Origin of the sequence: Proteiniborus sp. (genome assembly GCF_040308045.1) — a bacterium.
Classification (GTDB): Bacteria; Bacillota; Clostridia; order Tissierellales; family Proteiniboraceae; genus Proteiniborus.
Genome location: NZ_JAWRHZ010000022.1, coordinates 78,182 through 93,418 on the forward strand (window position 1 = coordinate 78,182; position 15,237 = coordinate 93,418).

The 15,237-nt window shown below is 32.4% G+C and carries 14 protein-coding genes; all 14 read left to right on the forward strand.

Annotated elements, in window-relative coordinates:
• Positions 1 to 49 precede the first annotated feature (49 nt).
• The 14 genes from rsmH to ftsA all read left to right on the forward strand — a co-directional run bounded on the left by rsmH (position 50) and on the right by ftsA (position 15,231).
• The gene (gene rsmH / locus ABV008_RS03720) at positions 50 to 982 is read left to right on the forward strand and encodes a 16S rRNA (cytosine(1402)-N(4))-methyltransferase RsmH (RefSeq protein ID WP_352418472.1); all 933 of its coding nucleotides are present in this window, start codon (positions 50 to 52) and stop codon (positions 980 to 982) included.
• A gap of 30 nt (positions 983 to 1,012) precedes the next feature.
• A complete protein-coding gene (locus ABV008_RS03725) occupies positions 1,013 to 1,480 on the forward strand; it encodes an FtsB/FtsL family cell division protein (RefSeq protein WP_352418473.1) in 468 nt (155 codons plus the stop codon).
• Positions 1,481 to 1,492: 12 nt separating this feature from the next.
• The gene (locus ABV008_RS03730) at positions 1,493 to 3,670 is read left to right on the forward strand and encodes a stage V sporulation protein D (protein ID WP_352418474.1); all 2,178 of its coding nucleotides are present in this window, start codon (positions 1,493 to 1,495) and stop codon (positions 3,668 to 3,670) included.
• Between the two features lie 122 nt (positions 3,671 to 3,792).
• Complete coding sequence (locus ABV008_RS03735) at positions 3,793 to 5,250, forward strand: UDP-N-acetylmuramoyl-L-alanyl-D-glutamate--2,6-diaminopimelate ligase (RefSeq protein ID WP_352418475.1); 1,458 nt, start codon at positions 3,793 to 3,795, stop codon at positions 5,248 to 5,250.
• A gap of 47 nt (positions 5,251 to 5,297) precedes the next feature.
• The gene (mraY, locus tag ABV008_RS03740) at positions 5,298 to 6,263 is read left to right on the forward strand and encodes a phospho-N-acetylmuramoyl-pentapeptide-transferase (RefSeq protein WP_352418476.1); all 966 of its coding nucleotides are present in this window, start codon (positions 5,298 to 5,300) and stop codon (positions 6,261 to 6,263) included.
• A 23-nt stretch (positions 6,264 to 6,286) separates the two neighbouring features.
• On the forward strand, positions 6,287 to 7,645 hold the full coding sequence (murD, locus tag ABV008_RS03745) for a UDP-N-acetylmuramoyl-L-alanine--D-glutamate ligase (RefSeq protein ID WP_352418477.1): 1,359 nt from the start codon (positions 6,287 to 6,289) through the stop codon (positions 7,643 to 7,645).
• 2 nt (positions 7,646 to 7,647) lie between these two features.
• Positions 7,648 to 8,757, forward strand: a complete 1,110-nt coding sequence (ftsW, locus tag ABV008_RS03750) for a putative lipid II flippase FtsW (protein ID WP_352418478.1) — start codon at positions 7,648 to 7,650, stop codon at positions 8,755 to 8,757.
• 4 nt (positions 8,758 to 8,761) lie between these two features.
• A complete protein-coding gene (gene murG / locus ABV008_RS03755) occupies positions 8,762 to 9,868 on the forward strand; it encodes an undecaprenyldiphospho-muramoylpentapeptide beta-N-acetylglucosaminyltransferase (RefSeq protein ID WP_352418479.1) in 1,107 nt (368 codons plus the stop codon).
• A gap of 96 nt (positions 9,869 to 9,964) precedes the next feature.
• A complete protein-coding gene (gene murA / locus ABV008_RS03760) occupies positions 9,965 to 11,215 on the forward strand; it encodes a UDP-N-acetylglucosamine 1-carboxyvinyltransferase (RefSeq protein WP_352418480.1) in 1,251 nt (416 codons plus the stop codon).
• Between the two features lie 51 nt (positions 11,216 to 11,266).
• Positions 11,267 to 12,028, forward strand: coding sequence for a cell division protein FtsQ/DivIB (locus ABV008_RS03765; protein WP_352418481.1), 762 nt, complete (start codon positions 11,267 to 11,269; stop codon positions 12,026 to 12,028).
• A 10-nt stretch (positions 12,029 to 12,038) separates the two neighbouring features.
• The gene (locus tag ABV008_RS03770) at positions 12,039 to 12,773 is read left to right on the forward strand and encodes a DUF881 domain-containing protein (protein WP_352418482.1); all 735 of its coding nucleotides are present in this window, start codon (positions 12,039 to 12,041) and stop codon (positions 12,771 to 12,773) included.
• Positions 12,774 to 12,792: 19 nt separating this feature from the next.
• Positions 12,793 to 13,530, forward strand: coding sequence for a DUF881 domain-containing protein (locus tag ABV008_RS03775; protein ID WP_352418483.1), 738 nt, complete (start codon positions 12,793 to 12,795; stop codon positions 13,528 to 13,530).
• A gap of 8 nt (positions 13,531 to 13,538) precedes the next feature.
• Entirely contained in the window at positions 13,539 to 13,877 is a 339-nt protein-coding gene (locus tag ABV008_RS03780; RefSeq protein ID WP_352418556.1) for a small basic family protein, read from the forward strand.
• A 106-nt stretch (positions 13,878 to 13,983) separates the two neighbouring features.
• Positions 13,984 to 15,231, forward strand: a complete 1,248-nt coding sequence (ftsA, locus tag ABV008_RS03785; RefSeq protein WP_352418484.1) for a cell division protein FtsA — start codon at positions 13,984 to 13,986, stop codon at positions 15,229 to 15,231.
• Positions 15,232 to 15,237: the final 6 nt, after the last annotated feature.

Below are 15,237 nucleotides of genomic sequence, written 5' to 3' on the forward strand. Positions count from 1 at the left end.
ATATAATTTGATTAGTAAATAATAATCTTAAAAAGTATGGGGTGATGATATGGAGTTTGAGCACATATCGGTGTTGTTAAATGAAGCAATAGAAGGACTTAATATCAAGAAAGATGGAATATATGTTGATGGCACTCTTGGTGGAGCAGGTCACTCAAAGGAGATAGTGAAAAGGTTGGGAAATGGAAAGTTAATCGGTATCGATCAAGATGCTGACGCAATAAAGAAAGCCACTGAGGAGCTTAAAGAGTTTAAAGATAAAGTAATAATAGTACATAATAACTTCAAAAACATAGACGTCATAATGAAAGAACAAAATATAAGTGGAATAGATGGACTATTATTAGATTTAGGAGTTTCATCTCATCAATTAGATGAGGGTGATAGAGGTTTTTCATACAATAAGAATTCATTTCTTGATATGAGAATGGATATATCTCAAGATCTAAGTGGATGGGATGTTGTAAATAAATACTCAAAAAAAGAGCTTGAAAGGATTATTAAGGAATATGGTGAGGAAAGATGGGCAGCTAGAATAGCTGAATTTATTGAAACCGAAAGACAAATCAAAGCCATTGATACTACAGGTGATCTAGTAGATGTTATAAAGAAGGCTATTCCCAGCGGAGCTAGAAAAGATGGGCCACATCCTGCTAAGAGAACATTTCAGGCAATACGAATAGAAGTAAATAAAGAACTTGAAATACTTAAAGACTCAATAAATAAAGCAGTAAAATTATTAAATACTGGAGGAAGGATTTGTATTATTACATTTCATTCACTAGAAGACAGAATTGTTAAAGAAACATTTAAGGAATTAAACCTTGATTGTATTTGTCCTCCCGAGATGCCTATTTGCGTATGCAACAAGAAAAAAGAGCTGAATATTGTTACTAAAAAACCTATTTTGCCGTCAGAAAAGGAAATTGAGTTTAACCCAAGGGCAAGAAGCGCAAAGCTAAGGATTGGAGAGAAAGTTTAATGTTCTAAACATTAGAAGGAGTGAATAAACTTGTTAGTAGCAAAAAGAGAAGTGTTTTCATATAATGAGGAAAATTATGTAAGGCAAACAAAAAAATTAAAACCATGTAGAAAAAGCAACTTTTCTCTAAAACTCAAAGCCTTTGGCATTGCTTTGTTAACTTTATTTATTTGTCTTGGAGTTCTATTTAGATATGCTCAAATGACTCAGATAAAAATGGAAGTTTCTAAACTAGATAAGGAGATAAATGAGCTAAGTAAGCATAAAACAGATATATCTCTAGAGCTAGAAAGGATTAAAGAATCTGGATGGATTGAGGGAGAAGCTGAAAGTAAGTTGGGAATGGTATATCCAGCTAAAGATCAAATTGTATACATTAGCGTGAACATGAATGATAACAATATAGGCATCAATGCTATTGAAGAAGATAAGTCAGAGAAATTAGGTATTTTAAAGTTATTCAGTAGTGCAGTAAGTAAATTATCTAATAAGTTTTAGGAGGTCAGACTTGTGTCGTTACCCACTTTATCAACGAAAAGAAGACTTATTATTTCCTTGCTACTAATATCTATAGGAGTCTTCGCTTTGATTATAAGATTGGGAGTAATACAGATTGTTCAAGGTGAAGAATTAAAAAAGCAAGCATTGGAACAATGGACCAGAGGGATTCCTGTAAAAGCTAAGAGAGGACTTATACTAGATAGAAATGGAAAAAAACTTGCTATAAGCATTAGTAGAGATACTGTGTGGTGTAGACCAGTTGATATAAAGAATCCTAAGGAGGATGCTGAGAAAATAGCAGAAATATTAGAGCTTGATGAGGAAGAGGTATTTAATAAGATTACTAGCAAGCAAAGTATAGTAAAGATTAAACAGTGGATTGAAAAAGAAGAAAGTGAAGCCTTAAGAAAAGCTAAAATTAAAGGTATTGAGATTGCTGAAGATAATAAAAGATACTATCCTTTTGGAAGTTTTGCATCACATATAATTGGCCATAATAATATAGATCAAGTAGGACAATATGGAATAGAGGCATCATTCAATAAATATTTAACCGGAACAACAGGAAAATGGGTAAAGACTACAGATGCTGCAGGGAGACAGCTTCCTTATGATAATGAAATCCTTTATGAGGCTAAGGATGGTCTAAATGTAGTTTTGGCTATGGATGAAACTATACAGCATTTTGCTGAAAAAGCAGCGCTAGAAGTGCAAGTCAAAAATAAAGCTAAAAATGTTTCAATTCTTGTAATGGATCCTAAAACGGGAGATTTGCTAGCAATGGCTAATAAACCTGATTATGATCCTAATACACCTACAACGCCTAGCAATGAAGATGAGGCCAAGTCTTGGGAAGGTCTATCACAAGAAGAAATTCAGAAAAAATGGTTTGCAATGTGGAGAAACTTTGCCATTAATGATGTATATGAACCAGGTTCTACTTTTAAAATAATCACTGCAGCAGCAGGTCTTGAAGAGAATGTTGTAAATCCAGGTAGTCAATTTTATTGTAGTGGATATGTAAGGCAAATTAAAAGTGGTAAGCCTATAAAATGCTGGAGATATTATAATCCGCATGGGAGTCAAACTTTTGTAGAAGGAGTACAGAACTCATGTAACGTAGTCTTTGTTGAAGTTGGACTGAGATTAGGTGCAGAGAAAATGTATGAATACTTAAGAGCTTTTGGATTTGGAGAGTTAACTGGAGTTCCTTTTTCAGGCGAATCACCTGGAATAATACCGAGTGGTCCCAAGGCTATAAAGGATGTTAATCTAGCTACTATTTCTTTTGGGCAAGGAGTAGCAGTTACTCCTATACAGCTTACTACAGCTGTATCTGCTGTGGCCAATGGAGGGAATCTTATGATTCCTAGAGTTGTAAAAGAGCTGGTAGATAATGAAGGAAACATAGTACATTCATATGAACCTGAGGTTAAGAGAAAGGTTATTTCTGAAGAGACATCGAAGAATTTAATGAAAATTTTGGAAAGTGTTGTTTCAGATGGCACAGGAAAAGGTGCTTATGTAGCTGGATATCGTATAGCTGGAAAAACTGGAACTGCACAAAAAGTAATTGATGGACGCTATGCTGATGGTAAGTACATAGCATCATTTGTTGCTATAGCACCTGCAAATGACCCACAGATTGTTGTATCTGTTATAATTGACGAGCCTAGTAATGGAGCATATTATGGTGGACAGATTGCTGCACCTGTTGCTGGTGAAGTGGTAAAAGACATATTAAGTTATCTTGATGTAGAGCCTCAATTTACTGAGGAAGAGAAAGAAAATAATGAAAAGGAAAATATTACTGTTCCAGACGTGAGAAACAAAAACATAAAAGAGGCTAGTAAAATAGTTTTATCATTAGGGTTAAAGTATAATACTGATGCTTACTTTATTGAGGAAGGTTCAGTGGTTTTAGATCAATTTCCTCTACCTGGAAATGTTGTTAGGAGAGGTTCCAGTATAGATTTATATGTAGAGTCAAAAAGGCAAGAAACAGAAAAAATTGTAGTGCCAGATTTGACAGGGACCACTCGTGAAGAGGCGACAGAAGTATTGAATCAATTAAATCTAAGATTTGAATTCTCTGGGTCAGGAGTAGTCGTTGGACAGATACCAAAGGCTGGAACAGAAGTAGACTTTAATTCTCTAGTAAATGTAAGATTTGACAATGTAAACTAAAATTGACTTAAGAGGCAACTTCAAGCAAATTGTTTGAAAGTTGCCTTTTAAGTAGACTGTATTCATTTATAAATTTATGGTATTATCATATAAGGTAAACTTTTATTTGTGAGGTGTAATATATGAAGTTAAATAAACTTACTTATGGTCTTGAAACTGATATTATTAATGGAAAGACAGACATTGATATCTCTGGAATTGCATATGATTCCAGGAAAATTGAAAAGGGAAATTTGTTTGTTGCCATTGAAGGATTTAAAGTTGATGGTCATGACTTTATTAATGAAGCAATAAAAAAGGGTGCAAAAGCTATTATTGTCCAAAAAGATGTGCAATATAATTCAGAAGTTACTTTAATTAAAGTGAAAGATACAAGACAAGCTTTAGCTAAGGTGTCTTCTGAATTTTTTGATAATCCATCTAATAAATTTAACCTAATAGGTGTAACTGGAACAAATGGCAAGACTAGTATTACTTATATTGTGGAGTCCATTTTTCGAGCAAGTGGTAAAAAAACTGGAGTTATTGGAACTATAGGAAGTCAAGTAAATGGAAAGCATGTAGAAACGAAAAACACAACGCCAGAATCCTTAGAACTTCAACAAGTATTTGACCAAATGTTACAATCTGGCGTTGAGAGTTGTGTTATGGAAGTGTCATCTCATTCTCTTGAATTAAGTAGAGTAGCCTATTGCAATTTTGATGTTGGAATCTTTACTAATATTACTAAGGATCATTTAGATTACCATAAAACCTTTGAAAATTATTTTAATGCAAAAAAGAAACTTTTTTATATGTCAAATAAGTATAACATCATAAATAGTGATGATGAATATGGTAAAAAGCTTATAGAAGAATTATCTAAATTAAATACACCTTTATTAACTTATGGTATTGAATGTAAAGCAGATATTTATGCATCAGAATTAACTTTTATGGCTACAGGTGTTAGTTTTAAATTACATACACCAAAGGGAAGCATTGATGTAAATATGAATATTCCAGGTATCTTCACTGTATATAATGGTTTGGCCGCTGCTTCTTGTGCCTATGTTTATGACATAGCTCTCGAAGATATTAAAATTGGCTTAGAGGAAATAAAAGGAGTAAAAGGAAGATTTGAAGTAGTACCAAACAATAAAGACTTTACAATTATTATAGACTTTGCACATACAGCAGATGCTCTTGAAAAAGTGCTTTGTGTTATTGATCAGTTTGCAGAGGGGAGAAAAATAGCAGTTTTTGGTGCTGGAGGAGATAGGGATATATCTAGAAGAGCTCCTATGGGAGAAGTTGCTGGAAGACATTGTGATTTGTGTATTGTAACTTCAGACAATCCAAGAACAGAAGATCCACAAAAAATTATTGATGATATTATAAACGGTGTAGAAAAGGTCAATGGTAATTATATAGCCATTGTTGATAGAAAAGAAGCTATAGAGTATGCTATCAAGAATAGTAAACCAAAGGATATCATATTATTAGCTGGTAAAGGTCATGAGACTTACACAATTATTGGTGATAAAATATTACCCTTTGATGAAAGAGATGTTGTAAAAGAAGCTTTAGAAATATTATAAAAAAACTTAGAGATAAATATTTAATTTGCATTTGGAGGAGAAGAAACATGTCAAACTATAAAGATATAATAAGGGTAATCATTATTTCCTTTGCAATAACTTTGCTTTTAGGTCCTATTTTAATACCTATACTTAAAAGACTAAAAGTAGGTCAGAGCATTAGAGAGGAAGGTCCCAAAACACATTACAAAAAAAGCGGTACTCCTACTATGGGAGGAATTATAATGATTATCGCACTTCTAATTACCACCATATCATCTGGCATACTGAATAGAGATATGATTGTTTTACTTTTAGCAACAGTTGGCTTTGGATTTATTGGATTTATAGATGACTTTATTAAAGTAGTACTTAGAAGATCACTAGGCTTAAGAGCTTATCAAAAACTTATAGGACAATTTATATTAGCAGTGATTTTAGCAATATATCAATCTAATAATTCAATTTTGGGAACTAAGCTGATAATACCTTTTTTTGACAATGTTTACTTGGATCTAGGCAAGTTATATGTTCCATTTATAGCATTTGTAGTAGTTGGTATAGTAAATAGCGTTAATCTAACAGATGGTCTTGATGGATTAGCTTCGGGTGTTACTCTTATTGTATTATCTTTTTTTAGCTTAATAGCTATAAACATTGGCATGAACAGCGTAGCAATATTTTCAGCTGCTTTAGCGGGATCATGTCTTGGATTTCTTAGGCATAACTCTTATCCAGCAAAAGTTTTTATGGGAGATACAGGTTCTTTGGCTTTAGGAGGAGCTGTTTCTGCAGTAGCAGTGCTTCTCAATTTGACTCTGATAATCCCATTAGTTGGAGGGATTTATTTTGCAGAAGCACTATCAGTTATTATTCAAGTATTCTCATTTAAACTCACTGGGAAAAGAGTTTTCCTTATGGCTCCTCTACATCATCACTATGAACAGAAGGGTTGGAAGGAAACTAAGGTCGTAGTAGTATTTTGGTCAGTCACAGTAGTTTTGTGTTTAATAGGCATTTATAGTTTAAGTTAATCTAATAGGAGCAGGTGAAAAATATGAAATTAAAAGATAAGAATGTATTAATATTAGGATTAGCAGTTAGTGGAGTTTCTACTGCAAAAGCTTTGGATAAATTAGGTTCAAGGATAACAGTAACTGACATGAAATCTAAAGAGGAACTAAAAGAGCAATTAAAAGGATTGAAGGATATAGATATAAATTATATATTAGGAAGCAATGACGTAGATTTAGGTAATATAGATCTTATAGTGAAAAGTCCAGGTATTCCTGTTGACGTTCCGATTATAAAAGCAGCTTTAGAAAAAGAAATTGAAGTAATTACTGATATAGAACTAGCTTATAGAATAACTAATAATAAGTTTATTGCAATAACTGGTACAAATGGTAAAACTACTACTACAGCACTAACGGGTGAACTACTTAAAAATACAGGTGTTAACTGTCACGTTACTGGAAATATAGGAGTAGGGATATTGTGGGAAGCTGTAAACTCAGGAGAGGAAGATATTTTTGTTATAGAAGCTAGCAGTTTTCAGCTAGAAAGCACAAAAAATTTTAAACCTCAAGTAAGTGTTATAACAAATATTACTCCTGATCATTTGAATTGGCATAAAACCTTTGACAACTATGTTGAGGCAAAGAAAAAAGTATTTATAAATCAACAAAAAGGCGAATATACAATTATGAATTATGATGATTTATTGCTAAGAGAAATTGGCAAAGATATAGAATCAAATTTGATATTTTTTAGTGCCAGTAATAAATTAGACAAGGGAGTTTATGTCGATGATTGTCAAATAATTATTAATGATGGTCTAAAGACTAAAAGAATAATGGATTGCAGAGAAATAAAAATACCTGGTAAGCATAACCTTGAAAACGCATTAGCTTTGGTTTCTATAGGTTGGGCTTTAGATATTGATACAGAAGTTATTGCTAAAACACTTAAGGAGTTTGAAGGAGTAGAACATAGAATAGAATATGTAGACAGTATATCAGGTATAAGCTTCTATAATGACTCTAAAGGTACAAATCCAGACGCCTCCATTAAGGCTATTGAAGCCCTAAAAGCTCCAATAATACTAATTGCTGGAGGCATAGATAAGGGAACTGGTTTTGAAGATTTCATAGAAAGTTTTAATAATAAGGTAAAGGCATTAATCCTTTTAGGAGAAACTAAAGAAAAAATAAAAGATACTGCAATAAGTAAAGGTTTTAGTAATATATATATAGTAGATAATATAGAAGGAGCAGTTAATAAAAGCTTTGAATTAGCAGTGCCTGGTGACAACATTCTTCTTTCCCCTGCCTGTGCTAGCTGGGATATGTTTAAGAGTTATGAAGAGAGGGGAAAAATATTTAAGCAGGCTGTAAAGAATTTAAGGGAGGACTAATAATGGCTAAAAAAAGAGCCAGTGACTTTACCTTGATGATTGCTGTGATTTTACTTGTCTTTATTGGAATAATAATGGTCTTTAGCTCTAGCTGGCCAGATGGTTTATATAGAATGAATGATGGCTATTATTTCTTAAAGAAACAGCTTATTGCTAGTGGTTTGGGGCTATTTGCTATGTTGTTTTTCATGAACTTTGATTATTGGAAACTCGAAAAATTAGCAAAATTAATATTTATTGTATCAATAATCACAGGTTTACTAATATTTACTCCACTAGGGATGGAGGCTAAGGGAGCCCGAAGATGGATTGACTTGGGATTTACTACGTTTATGCCATCAGATGCAATTAAATTAGGGTCTATAATTTATTTTTCTTATTTTCTTGCTAAAAGAAAAGATAATGTTAAGAAATTCTTTAAAGGTTTTATTCCTTCGTTGATTATAATAGGAATTTCTTGTGGATTGATACTTCTTCAAAAAGATTTAGGAACTAGTGCTACAGTAGGACTGACTCTTTTTATACTTTTGTTTATTGCAGGGGCTAATGTTTTTCATCTTTCCTTCCTTGCTATACTAGGTGCAATAGGCGGTTTTATAGCTATAATCGGTGAGGAATTCAGAATGAAGAGAATTATGGCTTTTTTAGATCCTTTTGCAGCAGAAGTAAGAGATAATGCAGGATGGCAGGCAATTCAGTCACTTTTTGCTTTAGGATCAGGTGGATTATTTGGACTTGGGCTAGGGAAGAGTAGGCAAAAGTTCTTTTATATTCCAGAGCCTCAAAACGACTTTATATTTGCAATTATTGGTGAAGAACTCGGCTTTTTAGGTTGTGTAACTGTAATGTTATTACTTTTACTTATTATTTGGAGAGGCATAAGAACTGCATTAAGTACAAAGGATTTATTTGGATGTTATCTTGCATCAGGGATAGTTGCGCTTATTACTGTTCAGTCTTTGATACATATTGCAGTTGTAACGTCTTCTATGCCTACAACAGGAATTACCTTACCATTTATTAGCTTTGGTGGAACATCATTGATGATGTATATGGGAGCTGCAGGGATTTTGCTAAACATATCAAGACATACGGAATTAGATAGGAGCTGAAAAAATGAAAGTATTAATTACAGGTGGAGGTACAGGTGGTCATATTTACCCTGCCCTTTCCATTGCTAGGAAGATCAAAATGGAATATAAAAACGCAGATATATTATATGTAGGAACAGAAAAAGGTCTTGAAGCAGAATTAGTCCCAAAGGAAGGTCTTAGATTTAAGACCATTAGAGTAAAGGGTTTTAGTAGAAAGCTTTCAAAAGATACTTTTAAATCTGTTAAGGAGTTGCTTTTAGGCTTTAACGACGCTAAGAAAGTAATAAATGATTTTAAACCGGATATAGTAATAGGAACAGGTGGATACGTTTGTGGTCCTATTGTTTTATTGGCAGCACTTAAGAAAATACCTACAATGATTCATGAGCAAAATGCTTTTCCAGGTGTGACTAATAGAATACTCTCAAAATTTGTTGATAAAATAGCAGGTAGCTTTGACGAATCTAAAAAATATTTTAAAGATACTAAAAAGCTAGTTATTACAGGTAATCCTATACGCCAAGATATTATAGGCTTTGATAAACAAACTGCTTATAAAGATTTGATTATTAATCCAAGTATACCCTTTATTTTATCATTTGGCGGAAGTGGTGGTCAGAAAAAATTAAATGATGCCATGATAGATGTAATAGTAAAAAATAAAGATAATGATAAAATACAAATAGTTCATGTTACCGGTAAAAGGTTATACGATAATTTCATGAAAGAGCTAAAGCAAAAAGGTATTAATGAGCTAAAGAACCATATTAGAATATACCCATATTTCTTTGAAGTCCCAAAGGCTTTATCTATAGCTGACTTAATCATAACAAGTGGTGGAGCGATTGCTATTGCAGAAATAACTGCAGTAGGCATACCTAGTATTTTGATACCAAAAGCTTATACAACTGAAAATCATCAAGAGTACAATGCAAGAGCTCTAGAAAAAAATGGAGCAAGTGTAGTTATACTAGAAAAGGACTTGAGCGGAGACTTACTAAATGATGAGATAATTAAACTTATATCAAATAAAGAAAAATTAAAAATGATGGCTTTAAAAAGCAAAAAGATGGGTATCATCAATGCAGACGAGAGAATACTTAATATAATAAGAGAGCTACTTAGATAGAAATTTTGTAATTGTAACACCTTTTATGAATATGCATAAGATAATTATATACTGTTTTTTTACATATAGTTTGGAGCATATTCTGGAGGTGTAAGAATGAGTAAGTATGTCATAGAAGGTGGCAGAAGACTAGTTGGTGAGGTACCAGTAATTGGAGCTAAGAATGCAGTGCTACCTATATTAGCAGCTACAGTTATAAATAATAATACAAGCACAATTTTCAATACTCCAAATCTAAGAGATGTAGAGATTATGGAACAGATTTTAGTATCTATAGGATGCAAGGTCAATAGAGTAGACAATGTAATTTTTGTTGACTCAAGAAATATTTCTAAGATTAAGATACCAGAAGAGCTTGTTAGAGAAATGCGCTCTTCAATTATATTAATGGGAGCCATGTTAACACGATGTGGAGAAGTAGAAGTAAGTTATCCTGGAGGATGTGAAATTGGACCTAGACCTATTGACTTGCATTTAAAAGCGCTTAGACAGTTAGGTGCTACTATTGAAGAATCACATGGTTTTCTTTTCTGTAAGGCCGAAAAGCTAAGAGGTTGTGATATACAATTGGATTTTCCAAGTGTAGGTGCTACAGAGAATATTATGCTTGCAGCCGTAAAAGCTGAAGGTACTACAATAATTAGAAATGCTGCCCGTGAGCCTGAAATAATTGATCTTCAGAATTTCCTCAATGGAATGGGCGCTAGAATACATGGTGCTGGAACAAGTGTAATTAGAATAGATGGAGTAGACAGTTTTACTAGCGTGGAGCATACTATTATACCAGATAGAATTGTTGCAGGTACTTATATGGTTGCTTCTGCAATAACTGGCGGAGAAGTTATATTAAAAAATATAGAGGTAGAGCATATACAATCTATAATTGCAAAACTAAAAGAAACTGGATGTATGATATATAATAATTGTACTACTTTGAAAATAATTGGACCTAAAAGGCCTAATGCTATAGAAACAGTTCAAACATTGCCTTACCCAGGCTTTCCAACAGATATGCAGGCGCAAATAATTGCTCTACTTAGTATTGCAAATGGAACAAGTATTATTACTGAAACTATTTTTGAAAATAGATTTAAGCATGTTGAGGAACTTGTTAGAATGGGTGCAAATATAAAGATTGCAGGGAAAGTTGCTATAGTTAAAGGGGTAAAAGAACTTACAGGGGCTAAAGTGACATCAAAAGATTTAAGAGGAGGGGCAGCTTTAGTTTTAGCAGCTTTAGCAGCTAATGGAACTTCAATTATAGAAGATACTTTTCATATAGAAAGAGGTTATGATGGTCTAGAAAAAGCATTACTTGCTTTAAATGCAGATATTAAGAAGATTTAGGCAGCATATGCTGCTTAAAGCCTAGAGGACAAGCTCCATCGGAGGAATAACATGAGCAGAAATAACAAAATAGATAGAAAAATTAAAAAGAAGAAAAGTAGACTTATTTTTATTATTATTTTATTGCTGACTTCAGTTTTTCTTATTCTCTATACAAAGACAAGCTTTTTTCATATTTCAAGCATAGAAGTTAATGGGAATAGTAAAATTACTGATGAAAAGTTAATACTTGCTTCAGGTATAATGATAGACGAGAATATATTTAAAATAAACTTGAAAATGGCAAAAGAGAACATTATGTTACATCCTTATGCAAAAAATGTTAAACTAAGAAGAAGATTACCAAATAAGATAGTTATTAATATTGATGAGAGAAAAGAAGTTGCTATTTTTACCTATATTGGCTCATATGTATACATTGACGAAGAGGGTATTATTCTCAATATTCTTTCTGAAAAAAACGATGAAACAATTATGGAGATAAATGGAATAGAAATAATTAAGCCAGAAATAGGCAATAAAATAGATTTTAATAATGAAGAAACTTATGAAAAAATGCTGGAATTTATTGATGATAGTATAAATTTAGGATTATCAGTTTCCTTTGACACTGTTAGTATTGACGAAAATGGTAAACTTACTATTTATTTAGACAATGGAGCAGAGGTTGCATTTGGCACCTTAGATGATGTAAAATATAAATTGAAATTTCTTATGTCTATATTAGAAGAATTAAAAAGTAAAAACCAAAGCTATAAAGGAATTCATTTAGATAAAGGTAATAATGCAATCATAATTAAAGATAAGAATTAGGAGTGGGACAATGAAAGATACTAAAAGTAAAGTAGCTATCATTTTAGTCTGTATTGTGTTAGGGGCAATTTTAGCTATTCAGTTTAAAACAGTTGAAAATACTGTAGGTTCAGGAGTTATATCTACTCAAAGGACTCAACAGTTGGCTATTGATTATAAAAAACTTCAAGATGAAAGAGATAGCATGAGAAATGAATTAGATAATCTGGAATCTAAACTAAAGCAATACGAAAAAGGGGAAGCAGAGAAAGATGTATATTTAGAAAATTTATACAAAGATATTGAAAAATATAGGATTTTAGCTGGATATGAAGATGTTCAAGGTCCTGGAATTGTTATTGAAATCAATGAACCTCCAGCAGAACTTGTATATGGTGATGATTCCAGTATTATTGTAGACAATTATGATTTTCTTCTCCAAGTAATCAGTGTCATTAATGCTACAGATGCAGAAGCAATATCTATTAATGATCAGAGATATACTAGCTTTACTGAAATAGTCCCTGCTGCTGGCCACCTTGAAATAAACGGTACATCTTTTGGTCCTCCTTTTGTAATAAAAGCGATTGGGAAGGCAGATGACCTTGAAAATTCACTTCGTATCAAGCATGGACTCATTTGGCGTATGGAAAACCTTCTTAATTTAGAAATACACATAAAACAGGAACCAAATATAGTTATTCCAAAATATAGAAAAATAAAAGAGTTTAGATATGCTAAACCAGTAGAAGAAATATCAAATTAGGCTTTGGAGGGGTTAGATAATGAGCGAGAAAAAAAATGGAGGAATGGCATGGCTCATAATCCTTTCTGTTTTTCTAGGAGTGCTATTGTCTTTTCAGATGAAGCAGAATATAGATGATTATGATTTAGTTTCATTAAGATCTATACAAATTATGAAAAATGACATAAACAATATTCGTAAAGAAATTGAAGACATTAAAGAGTCATCAGAAAAAAGAAAGAAAGAATTAGTAAAACTTGAAAGTGTAATTAATGATGACGAGGCAGATATTTCTGAATTTTTAATCGATGAGATAAGTGAGTTAAAACTAATTGCAGGAATGGAAGATGTTCAAGGTCCAGGAATATGGGTAATATTAAATGATAATCAAGATGAAGAAATTGTAGGTTTTGGAATAGATGATGACGTTATACATGATGCGGATATCCAAAATATCCTAAATGATTTAAGAAAAGCTGGAGCAGAGGCCATAAGTATTAATGGCCAAAGGGTTATGTCAAGATCAGAGATTAAATGTGGTGGACCTACAATTAGAGTTAATAGCAGGAGTTCTGCACCTCCTTTTGTTATAAAAGCAATAGGAGATCCTAAATTGTTATATGCAGCTATCAATGCACCAAATTCCCACGGCTGGGCTATGAGGGAAGTTTACAAACTTAGAGTAGAAACAGTTATGAAGGACAATGTTAAAGTGCCTAAATATTACTGGGCAGATCAAGAATTTAAATATGCAAAACCAAAAAAAGAAGGTGAATAATTATGGTTATATTAGCGTTAATAGGAATTATAATTGGAGTTTTAATAGGTATATATCTACCTATAACTTATTCGGCTAGTTACTCATTATACGTTTCAGTGGCTATACTAGCATGTCTTGACTCAGTTTTTGGGGGTTTAAGAGCAACACTTGAGAAAACATTCAATACGGAAATATTTATATCTGGTTTTTTTGGTAATGCAATACTAGCAGCATTTTTAGCATATGTTGGAGATAGATTAGGAGTACCTCTCTACTATGCAGCAATTTTTGCCTTTGGAGGTAGACTATTCCAAAACTTTGCAATTATAAGGAGATTATTATTTAGGAAAAAAGAAATAGACTAGATAATAAGTATCAAACTTTATCATTTTTAGCAAAAAAAGAGGAAAAAAAGTAGATATATTGAACTTATATATAATACTATTTGTTTTTATATGAGGGGGAAAAATAATGGGTGACTATATCGCATCTATTGATATAGGTACATCGAAAATATGCACTATTATTAGTGAGATTGATAAGTTTGGTAAGATTCAGATTTTAGGAATTGGAAGAACTTATTGCGAGGGTATTAGGAAAGGCGTTGTTGTAGATATTGAATCAACATCTAGAGCTATCTGTGAATCTGTAGAACAAGCTGAAAATATGGCAGATGTTGAAATTGATCAAGTTTTTGTTAATATTCCTGGTGGCTATGCAAGCGTTATTAATAACAAAGGCATAATAGCAGTTTCAAATGAAAATAGAGAAATTGGGACAGAAGATATTAAGAGAGTGTTAAATTCAGCTACTATAATCTCTATTTCCCCTGATAGACAGATCATTGATATAGTTCCAGAACAATATATAGTAGATGGATACGATGAAATTAAAGATCCTACGGGCATGTTTGGAGTTAGGCTTGAAGCTGATGTGGATATTATTACTGCATCACTAACTACAATTCAAAACTTAGTTAAGAGTATAAATAAGGCTGGACTTGAAGTATTAGGGATTATTATGGAGCCTTTGGCTACAGCGCAATCTGTTTTGACTAAGGATGAAATGGAACTTGGAGTACTTCTTATTGACATTGGAGCAGGGACTACCGATTTTTCAGTGTTTAAAGATGGCAGACTCATGCACTCGGGGCTTATTCCTGTTGCAGGTAACCATATTACTAATGATATTTCTATAGGGTTTAAGCTTACATCTAATGATAGCGAAGATTTAAAGAAAAAATTTGGGCTAGCTTATACAGGCCTAGCAAAAAGTGAAAATACATTTCAGATAAGTCCTATTGGGATTAATGATAAAGTTAATATTTCTGAAACCCAATTAGCTGAAATTATTGAAGCAAGAGTATGTGAAATATTAGAAATTATTAACAAGGAACTTATTAATGTAGGACTAAAGAAGGAAATATTAACAGGCATAGTAGTAACTGGGGGAGGAGTGAGCTATCTAAGAGGTATAAAAGAGATTATAAAGCTATTATTTGGCTTACCTATGCGTATAGGACAACCTAATGGATTAGGAGTAAAGGATCCAACATTTTCAGCTTCAGTAGGTATGATAAATTATTCATTAAAGAGGAAATTTAATTATTATATAGAATATAATAATGTTGAAAAGAAAAAAACAAGAAGCAAAAGCAAAAATAAGGAAAGTAATAAAGTGATAACCTTTGTAAAAAAACTTTGGAATGACTATTTTTAGTATTAA